The organism is uncultured Shimia sp. (assembly GCF_913054185.1).
Taxonomy (GTDB): Bacteria; Pseudomonadota; Alphaproteobacteria; order Rhodobacterales; family Rhodobacteraceae; genus Shimia.
Genome location: NZ_CAJXIV010000097.1, coordinates 1 through 15,138, shown reverse-complemented (window position 1 = coordinate 15,138; position 15,138 = coordinate 1). Strand labels below are relative to the sequence as shown.

General features: G+C 58.0%; 17 protein-coding genes, 1 pseudogene and 1 riboswitch. Of the genes and pseudogenes, 17 read left to right on the top strand and 1 reads right to left on the bottom strand.

Annotation, left to right across the window (positions count from 1 at the left end):
• From purH to QZ517_RS16705, 6 genes and pseudogenes are all read left to right on the top strand, one after another.
• Positions 1–342 (top strand): annotated as a pseudogene (gene purH, locus QZ517_RS16730) (bifunctional phosphoribosylaminoimidazolecarboxamide formyltransferase/IMP cyclohydrolase); the annotation flags it as partial.
• Between the two features lie 164 nt (positions 343–506).
• A complete protein-coding gene (gene lspA, locus QZ517_RS16725; RefSeq protein WP_294228960.1) occupies positions 507–980 on the top strand; it encodes a signal peptidase II in 474 nt (157 codons plus the stop codon).
• A gap of 26 nt (positions 981–1,006) precedes the next feature.
• The gene (locus QZ517_RS16720) at positions 1,007–1,552 is read left to right on the top strand and encodes a DUF3035 domain-containing protein (RefSeq protein ID WP_294228949.1); all 546 of its coding nucleotides are present in this window, start codon (positions 1,007–1,009) and stop codon (positions 1,550–1,552) included.
• Positions 1,553–1,662: 110 nt separating this feature from the next.
• Positions 1,663–3,000 (top strand): pitrilysin family protein, encoded by a 1,338-nt coding sequence (locus tag QZ517_RS16715; RefSeq protein ID WP_294228947.1) that lies wholly within the window; start codon positions 1,663–1,665, stop codon positions 2,998–3,000.
• On the top strand, positions 2,997–4,295 hold the full coding sequence (locus tag QZ517_RS16710) for a pitrilysin family protein (RefSeq protein WP_294228944.1): 1,299 nt from the start codon (positions 2,997–2,999) through the stop codon (positions 4,293–4,295). The genes QZ517_RS16715 and QZ517_RS16710 overlap by 4 nt, the downstream gene beginning before the upstream one ends.
• 192 nt (positions 4,296–4,487) lie before the next feature.
• Positions 4,488–5,651, top strand: a complete 1,164-nt coding sequence (locus QZ517_RS16705) for an ATP-binding protein (RefSeq protein WP_294228941.1) — start codon at positions 4,488–4,490, stop codon at positions 5,649–5,651.
• Between the two features lie 367 nt (positions 5,652–6,018).
• On the opposite strand, the gene QZ517_RS16700 is transcribed toward QZ517_RS16705, so the two are convergent.
• Positions 6,019–6,573 carry a TetR/AcrR family transcriptional regulator gene (locus tag QZ517_RS16700; protein WP_294228936.1) on the bottom strand — a complete coding sequence of 185 codons (555 nt, stop codon included), beginning with the start codon at positions 6,571–6,573 and terminating at the stop codon, positions 6,019–6,021.
• 122 nt (positions 6,574–6,695) lie between these two features.
• Here QZ517_RS16700 and QZ517_RS16695 point away from each other — a divergent pair, with 122 nt between their 5' ends.
• The 11 genes from QZ517_RS16695 (at position 6,696) to QZ517_RS16645 (ending at position 14,821) form a co-directional block, all read left to right on the top strand.
• Complete coding sequence (locus QZ517_RS16695; RefSeq protein WP_294228932.1) at positions 6,696–7,166, top strand: YHS domain-containing (seleno)protein; 471 nt, start codon at positions 6,696–6,698, stop codon at positions 7,164–7,166.
• A gap of 109 nt (positions 7,167–7,275) precedes the next feature.
• A riboswitch (TPP riboswitch) is annotated at positions 7,276–7,383 on the top strand.
• A gap of 50 nt (positions 7,384–7,433) precedes the next feature.
• Complete coding sequence (gene thiD / locus QZ517_RS16690; protein ID WP_294228929.1) at positions 7,434–8,237, top strand: bifunctional hydroxymethylpyrimidine kinase/phosphomethylpyrimidine kinase; 804 nt, start codon at positions 7,434–7,436, stop codon at positions 8,235–8,237.
• A complete protein-coding gene (locus QZ517_RS16685; protein WP_294228926.1) occupies positions 8,234–9,211 on the top strand; it encodes an FAD-dependent oxidoreductase in 978 nt (325 codons plus the stop codon). Before thiD ends, QZ517_RS16685 begins: the two co-directional genes overlap by 4 nt.
• Positions 9,195–9,389 (top strand): sulfur carrier protein ThiS, encoded by a 195-nt coding sequence (gene thiS / locus QZ517_RS16680; RefSeq protein WP_294228923.1) that lies wholly within the window; start codon positions 9,195–9,197, stop codon positions 9,387–9,389. Before QZ517_RS16685 ends, thiS begins: the two co-directional genes overlap by 17 nt.
• 3 nt (positions 9,390–9,392) lie before the next feature.
• A complete protein-coding gene (locus tag QZ517_RS16675; RefSeq protein WP_294228918.1) occupies positions 9,393–10,166 on the top strand; it encodes a thiazole synthase in 774 nt (257 codons plus the stop codon).
• Positions 10,163–10,759, top strand: coding sequence for a thiamine phosphate synthase (locus QZ517_RS16670; protein WP_294228916.1), 597 nt, complete (start codon positions 10,163–10,165; stop codon positions 10,757–10,759). The genes QZ517_RS16675 and QZ517_RS16670 overlap by 4 nt, the downstream gene beginning before the upstream one ends.
• Positions 10,756–11,721, top strand: coding sequence for a HesA/MoeB/ThiF family protein (locus tag QZ517_RS16665; protein ID WP_294228913.1), 966 nt, complete (start codon positions 10,756–10,758; stop codon positions 11,719–11,721). Before QZ517_RS16670 ends, QZ517_RS16665 begins: the two co-directional genes overlap by 4 nt.
• A 16-nt stretch (positions 11,722–11,737) precedes the next feature.
• Positions 11,738–12,685 carry an ABC transporter substrate-binding protein gene (locus tag QZ517_RS16660; RefSeq protein ID WP_294228911.1) on the top strand — a complete coding sequence of 316 codons (948 nt, stop codon included), beginning with the start codon at positions 11,738–11,740 and terminating at the stop codon, positions 12,683–12,685.
• Positions 12,686–12,720: 35 nt separating this feature from the next.
• Positions 12,721–13,365 (top strand): thiaminase II, encoded by a 645-nt coding sequence (tenA, locus tag QZ517_RS16655; protein WP_294228955.1) that lies wholly within the window; start codon positions 12,721–12,723, stop codon positions 13,363–13,365.
• Entirely contained in the window at positions 13,362–14,090 is a 729-nt protein-coding gene (locus tag QZ517_RS16650) for an ABC transporter ATP-binding protein (protein WP_294228908.1), read from the top strand. Before tenA ends, QZ517_RS16650 begins: the two co-directional genes overlap by 4 nt.
• Positions 14,087–14,821, top strand: a complete 735-nt coding sequence (locus QZ517_RS16645) for an ABC transporter permease (protein ID WP_294228952.1) — start codon at positions 14,087–14,089, stop codon at positions 14,819–14,821. Before QZ517_RS16650 ends, QZ517_RS16645 begins: the two co-directional genes overlap by 4 nt.
• The last annotated feature ends 317 nt before the right edge of the window (positions 14,822–15,138 follow it).

Here is a 15,138-nt window from a genome sequence, read left to right as displayed (position 1 = left end):
GCGAAGCACGTGAAATCCAACGCGATTGTTTACGTCAAAGGTGGCGCAACCGTGGGCGTGGGTGCCGGTCAAATGAGCCGTTTGGACAGTGCCAATGTGGCCGCGTCCAAAGCGCAGCGCATGGCGGATGCCCTGGGTTTGGACGAAAGCCCGGCCAAAGGCTCTGCTGTGGCGTCTGATGCGTTCTTCCCATTTGCGGATGGTTTGCTCGAAGCAGCTGCTGCGGGTGGCACCTGTGTGATCCAGCCAGGTGGCTCGATGCGCGATGAAGAGGTCATCAAGGCGGCGGATGACGCCGGTCTGGCGATGGTCTTCACCGGAATGCGTCACTTCCGTCACTAAAAGTGAGCTTACCTGCGGTTGGATTGTATCTGATCGCAGGCTGCACCCTTGTTGCTTTGCCCCTAAATGGCTTAGCATGGGCGCTAACATCAAAGGCGCAAGATTCTGGGGATAACACGGAACGGCGCACCGAGGCAGACAGGCAGAGAAGGAGACGCGACGTGATGCGTCTTGTGTTTTGGGCAGGCTTTTGGGCCTTCATCACCGATCAGGCGAGCAAATTCCTTGTGCTCAACGCGCTGAACCTGCGCGAGGTGATGCATATCGAAGTGCTGCCACCGTTGTTGCAGTTTCACATGGCGTGGAACCGGGGCATCAACTTTGGCCTGTTTTCTGACAGCCCGGAGGCGGCCAAATGGGTGCTGATTGCGCTGGCTTTTGTGATTTGCGGCTTTGTGCTGCATTGGGTGCGCAAAGACCCCCCCGGCAAGTGGGGCATGATCAGCGCGGGGTTCCTGATTGGCGGTGCGCTCGGAAACGTTGTTGACCGGCTTTTGTTTGGCGCGGTGGTGGATTTTCTCAATATGTCCTGCTGTGGGTTCAACAATCCGTATTCGTTTAACGTTGCAGACATTTGGATTTTTGCTGGTGCCATCGGATTGGTGGTGTTTGGCGGGGGCAAGAAAACTGAGGCGTGACCTTCCTGTCAGGATGCGCTAAAGCTGTGCCCAAGTTTCGTGGAGTGGGGCATATGGGGCTTTTGCGTCTTTTGATTTTAGGAGTGGTCGCTGTGGGTTTGGCGGCCTGTTCGGGCAGTAAAACGCTGCATTCCAACGCGCCTTCGGGTGACGGGCCGGATGAGTTCACCATCATGCCTGCCAAGCAAATCACACAGCCGAAAGATTACGCGGCGTTGCCGCTGCCCACACCGGGCGGCGTGAACCGTACTGATCAAGATCCTTTGGGAGATGCGGTGGTTGCGCTGGGCGGTAAAGCCTCGGCGCGTAGCCCCTACAACACCAGTATCCCGGCCAGCGATGGCAATCTGGTGAATTACTCGTCGCGTTTGGGACGGGAAGCCGACATTCGCGTGAAAGTCTGGGAAGACGACGAAGAGTTCCGGCGCAAGCGGGGACGTGGCACGTGGCTGCGGATCAGCAAAAAAGGTCTCTATGAGGACGTCTACAAACGTCAGGCCTTGGATTACCGCGACGAGTGGTGGCGCTGGAAGCGCGCCGGTGCACGCACACCGGCGGCCCCGGTTCAGTAAGGTTTTGGGCATGAATGTGCCCATTCTTGCTCACAAATTCGTTTGATGCCTTGCAGCGCCCCTTCGGGGGCGTAACTATTTGTACAAGCCTGTTTTAAGGAGATTGTTTTATGTTGCGACGCTTAGTCTGTGCACTGGCGCTTGGGGCGGTCAGTGCGCTGCCCGTGCAAGCGGAGGATCAGGTCACCGATTTTATGCTGGAGAACGGCATGCAGGTGGTTGTGGTTGAAGATCACCGCGCGCCAGTGGTGATGCATATGGTCTGGTACAAGGCGGGGTCCGCCGATGAAAAACCCGGCGTGTCCGGCGTGGCGCATTTTCTGGAGCATCTGCTGTTCAAAGCCACTGACACACTGGAGTCCGGTGAGTTTTCCGCCACAGTGGCCGCCAATGGCGGGCGCGACAATGCCTTCACCAGCTATGACGTGACGGCGTACCACCAACGGGTGGCGGCGGATCGGCTTGAGCTGATGATGACGATGGAAAGCGACCGGATGGTCAATATCCGCCTTGGTGAGGAGGAGATCCTGACCGAGCGCGACGTCATCATTGAAGAGCGTAACCAGCGGGTTGAAAACAACCCCAGCGGTCTGTTTCGCGAGCAGTTGAACGCATCGCAATACCTCAACCATCGTTACGGCATTCCGATCATTGGTTGGCGTCACGAAATGGAGGCGCTTGGGCTTGAGGATGCGCTGGAGTATTACGGGACGTACTATGCACCAAACAACGCCATCCTGATTGTTGCGGGTGATGTGGACCCGGAAGAGGTCAAAGCGCTGGCAGAGCAGTATTACGGCGTGATCCCGGCCAATCCGGAGCTGCCAGAGCGGGCACGGCCCAGTGAGCCGCCCCAGACCAGCGCGAGGCGGATGGAATTCTTTGACGCACGGGTGGCGCAGCCTTATGTGACCCGCTCCTACCTTGCACCAGAGCGCAACCCGGGTGATCAGCGCGGGGCGGCGGCGTTGACTTTGCTGGCGGAGCTTTTGGGCGGAGGTCAGACTTCTGTGCTGAGCCAGAAGCTGCAGTTTGAGGATAAGAACTCGATCTATGCCACGTCCTGGTATCGCGGCACCTCGTTGGATGCGACGACGTTCAACCTGCTGACCGTGCCCGCACCGGGGATTGAGATGCAGGAGGCCGAAGATGCGATGGATGCGGTTGTGGCCGAATTCATGGAAACCGGTGTGGATGAGGCGCATTTGGAGCGCATCAAGATGCAGCTGCGTGCCAGCCAAATTTATGAGCGCGACAACGTGGACAGCGTGGCCAACCGTTATGGCCGGGGTCTGACCTCGGGGCTGACCATTGCCGACATTCAGGAATGGCCGGAGATTTTGCAGTCGATCACGCCGGAAGAAATCATGGCGGCGGCGGAGATGATCTTTGACCGCAAGAAGTCGGTGACCGGCTGGCTGATGACAGAAGAGGAGATGGCGCAATGATCCGTGCTTTCATCACATGTGTGACGCTGTTTGTGGCTGTGCCTGCCTGGGCGGAGATCAAAATCAAAGAGGTCACCTCACCCGGCGGCATCAATGCCTGGCTGGTCGAAGAGCCGTCGATCCCCTTTGTAGCGCTGGAAATCCGTTTCAAAGGTGGCACCTCGCTGGATGCTGAGGGCGCGCGGGGCGCTACAAACTTAATGGTGGGCCTCTTGGAAGAGGGCACCGGCGACATGGATGCACAGGGGTTTGCCAAGGCGAGCGAAGAGCTGGCGGCGCAGTTTGGCTATGACAGCCATGCCGATGCGGTGTCGATTTCGGCGCGTGTGTTGACCGAGAACCGCGATGAGGCGCTGGCCTTGCTGCGCAAATCCTTGGTGGCGCCCAGCTTCCCGCAGGATGCGCTGGACCGTGTGCGCGAACAGGTGCTGTCTGGCCTGCGGTCTGATCTAAAAGACCCGGATGAAATTGCCAGCGCGCGTATGGCGGAGATCATCTATGGCGATCATCCTTATGGGTCCGGCGGCGAAGGCACGATTGAGAGTGTGACCGGACTGACCCGTGAGGACATGATTGCGGCGCACCAAGGCGCCATGGCCAAAGACCGGCTGTTTGTTGGCGTGGTCGGTGACATCACCGCCGAGGAGCTTGGTCCGCTGTTGGATACCCTGCTGGGCGATTTGCCAGAAACCGGCGCGCCGATGCCGGGGGATGCTGTGGTCGACATCAGCGGCGGCACAGATGTGGTGGATTTTGACACGCCACAATCGGTGGCGGTGTTTGCCCAGAACGGCATTGACCGCGACGATGAGGATTTCTTTGCCGCTTATGTGCTGAACACCATTGTTGGTGGCGGCGGGTTTGAAAGCCGGCTGATGACCGAGGTGCGCGAGAAGCGCGGGCTGACCTATGGGGTCTACAGCTACATCGTGCTGCGTGATCTGGCGAATGTCTACATGGGCAGCGTGTCCTCGGCCAATGACCGCGTGGCACAGGCGATTGAGGTCATTCAAGACGAATGGGCTTTGATGGCGGCTGAAGGCCCGACAGAGGATGAGGTGGAGAAAGCCAAAGCCCTGCTGACCGGGGCCTATCCGCTGCGATTTGACGGCAATGGCGCGATTGCGACGATCATGGTCGCCATGCAGATGGACAACATGCCCATCGACTACATCGCCACCCGCAACGACAAAGTGGACGCGGTCACGGTGGAAGATGTGAAGCGTGTGGCCGGAGAGCTTTTGACGCCAGAAAAGCTGCAATTTGTGGTGGTGGGCAAGCCTGAGGGGCTTTGAGGGCTACCGATGGTTAGAAAGTGAGGCGCGGGAGGTGAGAGCCTTCCGCGTTTTTTGTTGGGGTAGGGCGACGGTTTAGCGCCCAAGTCTTCCCCTGCTGGTCTAGTGTATAAGGATGTATAAAAAAGTATAGCATCTTTTCTTATACTCAGATATAAGATCTTAAACTCACCTATACCTTGGAGCATTGTAATGGATCCATATCGTAATCCATTTGCCCCCGGAGCAGGAAGTCGACCTCCTGAGTTGGCAGGCCGAGATCAAATCTTGAACGACGCTAAAATAGCATGTGGTCGTGCTTTGCGTGGGCGAAATCCAAGGTCCATGATGCTTCTTGGCCTGCGAGGCACCGGCAAAACTGTCCTGCTGAATGAGATTGGTCGCATTGCGGAAGAGCAGGGCTATTTTATCTCAAAAATCGAGGCCCCGGAAAGCCAAAATCTAGCACGACTTCTTTATCCAGAAATGCGTAAGGTTTTGCGCTCCCTATCAACAGTAGAAGCTGCAAAGCAACTCGCACAGCGTGGCCTAAAAGGCCTTCGCGGCTTCGCTTCGATATTCAAAATTGCAGTGGCTGGCGCGGAAATAGGCGTTGAGCCTGAACCTGGCCTGGCGGATAGTGGGGACATTCAATTTGATCTCCCGGACCTTTTTACCGCCATTGGGAAGGCAACAAAAGCTGCGGGGCGAGGGTGGGTGTTGCTGATTGACGAGGTGCAATATCTGGCAGAAGAAGATCTATCTGCCCTCATCGTATCCATTCACCGTATGTCGCAAGAGGGGTTACCCGTCATTATGGTTGGCGCAGGTCTTCCACAGATTGCGCGCCTTGCCGGTGAAGCCAAATCCTACTCGGAAAGACTCTTCCTTTATCCCGGCGTCGGCGCACTTGATCCGTCATCAGCAAGGGAGGCAGTAGAAAAGCCTATCATTGAAGAAGGCGCCACTATTTCAACCGATGCCCTGACGGAAATAGTCACTAAAACACAGGGCTATCCGTTTTTTCTGCAGGAATGGTCATCAACAGTTTGGGACAATGCGGAAGGTCCGGAAATTACAAAAAAAGATGTATCTACCGCCTATACTGAAACCCTTGCATCGCTCGATGACGGCTTTTTTCGTGTGCGCTTGGACAGGCTGACGCCAAAAGAAACGGAGTTTGTCACGCACATGGCTGCGCTCGGGGATGGTCCCTATGCCATGAGTGACATTGCGAAGGCTTTGAATAAAAAGCTGTCATCGCTTGGTCCAGTTCGCGCAAATACTATCTCCAAAGGGATGGTGTACAGTACAGAACACGGCTTTTTAGATTTTTCAGTTCCACTTTTTGCGGAGTTTATGCGCCGTCAATTATAATCGTTTCAAAGTTTGTGATCTTGGAAATCAATGGATAGACTTGGGCATCAGATAATGCCTCTCTTACTGAGAGGAGTTATGTTTTCGGCTGGGGTAATTGGACTTCCAGCCGCTACATATCTTGCAATAGCTTTACGCAACTATACGAACTACACAAACCAAGATAGCTTGGTGTGGCCTTACTTTGGAGTTTTCCTAGTAATCTCTCTATTGCTTTGCGAAGTTGGGCGAAAATCCTTAAAATCTATTTCGCACAAACTACTTATAGTCGAGCTATTAACTCTGTCCGCATGTATTATTTGTTTTCTTGTTTTTTGAGCTAACATCTCATGTCCAAAGCAAAACAGTTTTGCAACTCTTTTCGACCTCACTCCCCCAACAGCCTCCTGATCCGCCCCTCCCAGTCGTCCTGCGCCCGTCCTGACTTCCCCATGGCTTGAAAGCCAAAATAGAGGTGCAGGATCATCTCGGCCAGATCAGCCCGGTGGGTGGGGGACAGTCCGACGTCGCGCACTTCCAGCACGCCGAGAATCCCCTCTTTCAGGCGATCCGCCATCTCTTGCGTTTTTTGTGCGACTTTGGGGTTGTCCGGTGCAACCTCAACCATGGCGTTGCAGATAAAACAGCCCATGTCGGCTTTGCCCGACGGGGTGAACAGCGGCATCAGGCAGGTGGTGGCCAAAGGCGTATCGCAGGCTTTGAGCATTGCCAGCGTGGTGGAGACCACCTCGGTATCGTAGCGCAGCAATGTCTGGAAATAGACCGTCTCTTTGTCCGCAAAGGCTTTGTAAAAACTGCCACGGGTGAGGCCCATGGCCCGCAAAAGATCGGGCAGGTTGGTGGCCTTGTAGCCTTGCCGCCAAAAGATTGCCATCGCGCCGCCGATGGCTGTGCTGGTGTCAAACTCTCTGGGTCTCGCCATGGTTTTGTCCTCACGCAGTGCTCACGCTCAGTTGATTTGTACCATTTGGTTCCGAATTGTAAATAGGCAATAGGAACTGATTGGTTCCAAACCCAGATCATTCAACAAAGGGACCTCCCCCAATGAACGTTTTTAAATCTCTGATCACTGGTGCCGCGCTGTCCGTGGCTGTGGCCACCTCCGCTTTTGCCGCTGGCGTTGAACTCAACGCGTCTTCCACGGGTCTTGCGATGCAGGGCTATGACCCGGTGGCCTACTTCACCGATGGCGCACCCACCAAAGGCGACTACCGCATCACGTCGAGCCACAACGACGCCAACTACTGGTTCTCCAGCGAGGAGCACAAAGCGGCATTTGAGGCAGACCCAGAGGCTTACCTGCCTCAGTACGGCGGCTACTGTGCCTTTGGCGCGGCGATGGGCTTCAAATTTGACGGTGACCCGGAGCACTGGAAGATTGTTGACGGTGAACTGTTCCTGAACCTGTCCAAAGATGTTCAGGCGCGTTGGGTTGAGGATATTCCGGGCTTCATCGAAAAAGCCGACACCAACTGGACCACCATCGAAGACAAAGATCCGGCCAGCCTGCAATAAGGCCCCCTGCCACCACTCCCTTGGCCGTTGGCCCTCACCGCGCAATCGGTGGGGGCTTTTGCGTGTGACGCGCGGTGATTGACGTGGGGGATGGCTTTGTCTAAGAGGCAGATATCCGTTGGGGTGTTCTGCATAGCAGGGCTGAGAATCGCTTAGGCGTAAACCCATCGAACCTGATCCGGGCAATACCGGCGGAGGGAACGGTGTCAAAGTAGATGACGTTTTTGCCGCGCGGAATCCCGTTTTTGAAACTGGGAGGCGTCATTTATGGCCCATATCGCTTTGACAATTGCAGGCTCCGACAGCGGCGGCGGTGCAGGTATTCAGGCAGATTTGAAGGCGTTTTCAGCGCTGGGCACCTTTGGCACCAGTGTGATCACGGCGGTGACGGCGCAGAACACGCAGGCGGTGACCGCGGTGCATCCGATCCCGCTCGACGTGGTGAAGGCTCAGATCGATGCGGTCTTGTCCGACATGGACGTGGGCGCGATCAAGATTGGCATGCTGGCCACGCCGGAGATCATTCACACGGTCGCGGAGGCGATTGCGGATTTTAGCGGTCCGGTGGTGCTCGACACGGTGATGGTGGCGAAATCCGGCGATAGTCTGTTGGCCGAGGAGGCCGTGATGACCCTGCGCGACGTGCTGGTGCCCCGGGCCACGGTGATCACGCCGAACCTGCCCGAAGCGGCGGCGCTTCTGAAAGAAGAGTTTGCGACATGCGAAGAGCAGGTGGTGGCGCAGGGGCAAGCGTTGTGTGCGGTGGGCGCGCAGGCCGTGCTGATGAAGGGTGGCCATGCAGATGGCGACATCTGCCACGACTATCTGATGACTTATGAGGGCATTCAGTTGCAACTGACCGCGCCGCGTAAGCAGACCAAGAACACCCATGGCACCGGCTGCACCTTGTCCTCGTCAATTGCCGCCGGGCTGGCCAAAGGCTTGCCGATGACGGAGGCGGTGACAGAGGCGCATGCCTATCTGCAAGGTGCGATTGCGGCTGCGGATGATTTGAACGTTGGCAATGGCCACGGGCCGTTGCACCACTTTCACCGGGTTTGGCAGGCGTGACGCTTTACTCCGTCATAGGGGCTGGTGTTGCTGGCCTGGCCGTGGCCACGGAGCTGACCGAGCGTGGGGCAGAGGTGCAGGTGTTTGATCCTGCGGGACCACCCGGCCCGCATGGCTGCAGCTGGTGGGCGGGCGGCATGTTGGCGCCGTGGTGTGAATATGAAAACGCCGAAAAGCCTGTGCTGCGCTTTGGGCAGGAGGCGATTGGTTGGTGGGCGGAGCGCACCAAAGTGACCAAGGCCGGCACGCTGGTGGTTGCCAACAAACGTGACCTGCCGGACATGCGTCGCTTTGCGCGGCGCACCGAAGGTTTTGCCGAGGTTGGGCGCGAGACAGTGGCTGAGTTAGAGCCTGACTTGCACGGCTTTGGGCAAGGGCTTTTCTTTGAGGACGAAGCCCACCTAGATCCGCGCAAGGCCTTGCAGGACCTGTATCGCGGGTTGGCGGACAAGGGCGTGACGTTTCACAAAAAGATCGCGCCAAGTGGGTTGGAGAATGCAATTGATTGCCGGGGCCTGTCCGCGCGCGAGTATCTCTACGACCTGCGCGGCGTGAAAGGCGAGATGCTCATAATTCGCGCACCAGATGTGGAGATCACCCGCCCTGTGCGCCTGCTGCATCCGCGCATACCGCTTTACATCGTGCCGCGCGGCGACGGCGTTTACATGCTGGGCGCCACCTCGATTGAGAGCGAAGACAGCAGCCGGATCACCGCACGTTCAATGCTGGAACTCTTGAGCGCGGCCTATGCGCTGAACCCGGCGTTTGGCGAGGCGGAAGTGCTGGAAATTGGCGTTGATCTGCGACCCGCCTTCCCGGACAACCTGCCGCGTATCCGGCGGTTGGGACATACGATTTACGCCAACGGGCTGTACCGCCATGGGTATTTGCTGGCCCCTGCGCTGGCCAAAGGGGTGGCCGATTTGGCGCTTCACAACATTCATTCGGAGATGGTCGATGAAGATCGTGCTTAACGGAGAGGCCCGCGACGTGGCGGCCACGGATTTGGCGGGCCTGTTGGCCGAATGTGGGTTTTCGGGCCGCGTGGCGACCTCGCTCAACGAAGCGTTTGTGCCCGCCGGTTTGCGCGCGGTGCAGTCTTTGACAGATGGCGACCGCGTTGAAGTGGTCGCGCCGATGCAGGGGGGCTAAGCGATGGGCAAGACATTTTATGGCGTAGAGTTGCCAAATCCCTTGATGCTGGGCACGGCGCAATATCCCAGCCCGGCGATTTTGGAAGAAGCGTTTCGGGCCTCTGGCGCGGGTGTGGCGACGGTGTCGTTGCGGCGCGAAGGCGCTGGCGGGACAGGGCAGACTTTTTGGCAGATGATTTCTGACCTTGGGGTGCATGTTTTGCCGAACACGGCGGGCTGTCACACGGTGAAAGAGGCGGTGACCACGGCGCATATGGCGCGGGAGGTGTTTGACACCAAATGGATCAAGCTGGAGCTGATTGGCCACACCGACAGCTTACAGCCGGATGTGTTCCAACTGGTGGAGGCGGCGCGGATTTTGTCTGAGGATGGCTTTGAGGTGTTTCCCTACACAACCGAAGACCTGATTGTCGGCGAGCGTCTGTTGGAGGCGGGTTGCGAAGTGTTGATGCCCTGGGGCGCTCCCATTGGCTCTGGCCGTGGTTTGAACAACACCTATGCGCTGCGGGCGATGCGGGCGGAATTTCCGGATGTACCACTGGTGGTGGATGCGGGCATTGGCTTGCCAAGTCACGCAGCGGCGGCGATGGAATTGGGCTTTGATGCGGTGCTTTTGAACACGGCCGTGGCGAAAGCCGGTGATCCGGTGATGATGGCCAAAGCAATGATGGGCGCTGTTGAAGCGGGTCAATTGGCTTGCGAGGCCGACCCGATTGAGGCGCGCGATATGGCTGAGGCCTCCACACCGGTTATTGGAAAGGCGTTCCTGTCATGAGCCTGCATAGGTTTTATCCGATCTTTGATGATGTGAGCTGGCTCAAGCGCATGTTGCCGCTTGGCATCAAGCTGGTGCAGTTGCGCATCAAGGATGCCTCTGATGATCATGTGCGCGCGCAGATCACTGAGGCTCAGGCGCTGTGTCGTGAACATGGCTGTGTGCTGGTGATCAACGACTACTGGCAGGCGGCGATTGATCTGGGCTGTGAGTGGCTTCATCTCGGTCAGGAGGATCTGGATGACGCCGATTTAAAAGCGATCCGCGCTGCGGGCATCAAATTGGGTGTGTCGACCCATGATGATGACGAGCTGGAGCGGGTGCTGGCGATGAAGCCAGAGTATGTCGCGCTGGGACCGGTCTATCCAACCATTCTGAAGAAGATGAAATGGCACCAGCAAGGCCTGCCGCGTGTGACTGAGTGGAAAGAGCGTGTTGGCGATGTGCCACTGGTGGGTATCGGCGGCATGTCGGTGGAGCGCGCACCCGGGGTGTTTGACGCGGGTGCGGATATTGTTGCGGCGGTGACAGATATCACGCTCAACGACGATCCAGAAGGGCGTGTGCATCAGTGGCTGGAGGTGTGCAAGTGAGCCGCTACGCGCGCCAGGTGATTTTGCCCGAGGTGGGCGCGGATGGGCAGGTGGCGCTGGCCACGGCCCATGTGCTGGTCATTGGCGCGGGTGGTCTGGCGGCGAGCGCGCTGCCTCTGCTGGCGGGTGCTGGCGTGGGGCAGATCACGATTGTCGATGGCGACACGGTTGAGCTGTCCAACCTGCATCGGCAAACAATGTTCACCGAAGGTGACCAAGGACGGCCCAAGGCGGAGGTGGCTGCATCGCTATGCCGTGCGATCAACGGCGAGATTGCGGTTGAAGCTGTGGTGGCAACCCTGACTCCCGCCAACGCTCCTGCGCTGTTGGAAGGTGTGACCTTGGTGATGGATTGCGCGGACAGTTACGCGGTGAGCTACACGTTGAGCGATTTGTGTCTGGCGCAGAACATCCCGTTGATCACCGGCTCCGCCTTAGCGCTGTCAGGTTATGCGGCGGGTGTTTGTGGCGGCGCGCCGTCGTTGCGGGCGGTGTTCCCGGAAGCCCCGGAAAGTGGGGCGAGTTGTGCGACCGCAGGCGTGATGGGGCCGGTGGTGGCTTTGATTGGGGCGATGCAGGCGCAAATGGCGCTTGCCACACTGATGGGGCATCAGCCGAGCCCGTTGGGGCAAATGGTGCAATTTGACGCCAAAACCATGCGCAGCGCACCGTTTCGGTTTGATGCCGCGCCGGAGCCGGACACAGCCTTTGGCTTTGTGGCGCCGGAGATGTTGCGCGCAGAGGACACAATTGTTGAGCTGCGCGGCGAAGACGAAGCGCCCGTGGCGGCGCATCCGGATGCACGGCGCATTTTGCCCATCCAATTGAAAGACAAATTGCCAATCGCTGAGGGGCGTTTGGCATTGTGCTGTGGCACAGGCCTGCGGGCTTGGCGGGCAGCAGAGATCACCCAAGAGATTTGGCCCGGCGAGATTGTTCTTGTCGCGGCCTCCGCTTCTTAGAACGAGAGGAAACGTAATGAAGCACTTTATCGCAGCTGTGGCGTTAATGGCCGCAACTCCGGCCATGGCGGCTGACAAGATGACCCTTCTGCTGGATTGGTTTATCAACCCCGACCACGGCCCCATCATTGTGGCCGCGGAAAACGGCTATTTTGAAGAACAGGGCCTTGAGGTGGAAATCGTGGCCCCGGCTGATCCTTCCATGCCACCGCGCCTTGTGGCTGCGGGTCAGGCGGATCTGGCAGTGTCTTACCAGCCGCAGCTGCACCTGCAGATCCACGAAGGTCTGCCGCTAAAGCGTGTCGGCACTCTCGTGGCAACCCCGCTGAACTGCCTGCTGGTGCTGAAAGATGGCCCCATCAAGTCGCCTGCTGACCTGAAAGGCAAGAAAGTTGGCTTCTCTGTGGCGGGCGTGGAAGAGGCGGTGCTGGGCGCGGTGCTGGGCAAATATGGCGTCTCCACCGATGACATCGAGCTGGTCAATGTGAACTTCTCCCTGTCGCCATCGCTGATGTCTGGTCAGGTGGATGCGGTGATCGGGGCCTACCGGAACTTTGAGCTGAACCAGATGGACATCGAAGGTCATCCGGGCACGTGCTTCTACATCGAGGAAGAGGGTGTGCCATCCTATGACGAGCTGATCTATGTGGCCAATCCAGAGACCATGGATGCCGACAAAGTGGCGCGTTTCATGGCAGCGACTGAGAAAGCCACCCAGTACATCGTGAACAATCCGGTCAAAAGCTGGGAGATCTTCTCCGGCACCTCTGTGGAGCTGCAGGACGAGCTCAATGAGCGCGCTTGGGCCGACACGCTGCCACGGTTTGCGCTGCGTCCAGCAGGCTATGACGCCGGGCGTTATGTGCGCTTTGAGCAGTTCTTGCACGATAGCGGTATGATCCCGTCGATCAACCCGGTTGAGGCAATCACCATTGATGTGACCGCCCCGGCGATGAGCCAATAATGAGCGCTCAAAACTACGGCCGTGCATTTGCGCTGATGCGTGAAGCGGCAGGCGAGGCATGGGGGGATTACACCCGCCATGCCTTTGTCGAAGGGCTGCGCGATGGTTCGCTGCCGCGTGAGGCTTTCCTGCATTATCTGCGCCAGGACTATGTGTTCCTGATCCACTTTTCCCGCGCCTGGGCGTTGGCGGTGGTGAAATCGGAAACCCACGCCGAAATGCTCGGCGCAGTCGCGACCGTGAACGCGCTGGTGGCGGAAGAAATGCAACTGCACGTCGGCATTTGCGAGGCGGCGGGCATTCCGCAGGACGAGCTGTTTGCCACGCCGGAGCGGGCGGAAAACCTGGCTTACACACGTTATGTGCTGGAGGCTGGCTATTCCGGTGATCTGCTTGATTTGCTAGCCGCCTTGGCACCCTGCGTGATGGGTTATGGCGAGATTGGTGCGCGTCTGGGGGCAGAGAAAACCTCTGACACCTATGCCGATTGGATCAACACCTATGCCGGTGACGGCTATCAGGGCGACTGTGCCGCCGTGGGCCAATTGCTGGATGGTGCATTGGAGCGGCGTTTGGGCAAAGATTTTGAGACCAGCCCGCGGTTTGCCGCGCTGTGTGACAAGTTCCGCAAAGCCACAGAGCTGGAAGTGAACTTCTGGCAGATGGGTCTGACCCCATGACACAAGCGCCCGGTATCACTCTAAAAGGACAGGCCAGTATAGACGGCCGACCGCTGTTTGCGCCGCTGTCGTTGTCCTTGGATGCCGGACGCTGGACCTGCTTGTTAGGTGGGTCCGGCGTGGGGAAAACCACGGTTCTGCGCCTGATGGCGGAATTGCCAACGGGCGCGAAATTTGACGGAGAAATCCTTGCAACGGACAAGACGCCGGTGACTGAGCGGATTGCCTATATGGCGCAAGATGACCTGTTGTTGCCCTGGGCGACCGTGGAGAAAAACATCGCGCTGGGCGCGCGTCTTCGCGGGCAAAACGCAGATGCGGCGCGGCTGGATCAACTGCTGGACCGCTGTGGGCTGCGCGACCATGTGGGCAAGAAACCCAGTGAGCTGTCCGGCGGTCAACGTCAACGGGTGGCGCTGGCGCGCACGTTGATGGAAGACAAGCCAATCATCTTGCTGGATGAGCCGTTTTCGGCGCTGGATGAGAAAACCCGGGCCGCGATGCATGATCTGGCCGCAGATTTGCTCAAGGGGCGTACGGTTCTGGTTGTGACCCACGATCCGGGGGAAGCAGCGCGACTGGGCCATGCGATCTATGTGATGACAGCCGACGGCCTCACATCCGTTGCCCCACCCACAGCCGCGGTGCCTCGGGCGGTAGATGCGCAGGACACCATTACATGCCGCTCAGACCTGTTGCGACTGCTGATGGAGACATCGACATGAAGCTGTGGCCGCCTATTGCTGCAACCGTTTTTGCCCTGTGCGTGTGGCAAGCCATTGTCACCTTGACCGGGGTGCAGAAGTTCATCTTGCCCAGCCCGGCTCTGGTGGCAGAAACGTGGTGGCTCAATCGTTGGGTCATTGCCGAACACACGTTGATCACGTTGAACGAAATTTTGATCGGCCTGGTCATCGGGATTTCGCTAGGTGTTGTCACCGCATTGACGCTGGCGTCGTCTAAAACGGCACGCACGTTGCTGGCCCCGATGTTGGTTTTCACTCAAGCGCTGCCGGTATTTGCCTTGGCACCCATTCTGACGCTGTGGTTGGGCTACGGGCTTTGGTCCAAAGCGGCCATGGCTGTTCTCATCACCTATTTCCCGGTCACGTCAGCCTTTTTTGACGGGTTGATGCGCACGCCACCGGGCTATCTTGATCTGGCCAAAACCATGCAAGCCAGCCCGCACCGTGTGCTGTGGCATGTTCGCGTGCCAGCGGCTCTGCCCAATCTGGGTGCGGGTGTGCGCTTGGCCGCGGTCTATGCCCCTATCGGGGCGGTGATCGGGGAGTGGGTCGGGTCTTCCAAAGGGTTGGGATACTTGATGCTACTGGCCAACGGTCGGGCCAAGACTGACCTGATGTTTGCGGCCATGCTGACTTTGGGGGGGCTGTCGGTACTGCTGTACGTCTTGGTGGGCAAACTCACCCGTAGGTTGGGAGATCGGGAAACCTGATCTTCCTCCTGGCTCAAGTCAGGCCCAAAGCGGTTTGGGGTCATTTTGCAAAAATGCGCATTAAATTCGGACAATCTCGACAGAAAAGCTTCGGGAAGGGTGGTCATTAAGACTACTTTAACCACCTGCTGGCACTGCTTCAGGGGTGGATTTTTGAGTTTGTAGATTGACCGCTGAATGTCGAAATTGCGTATCACACGACGGTATCTCCGCTGGCGCAGCGGCATCGCCCTAAGCATTGTGCTTGCGGCGGCTGTGACAGCGATGTGGGTGGCCCTTATCGGACGGGACACTGTGGCAACGCGAAACCAGAACAC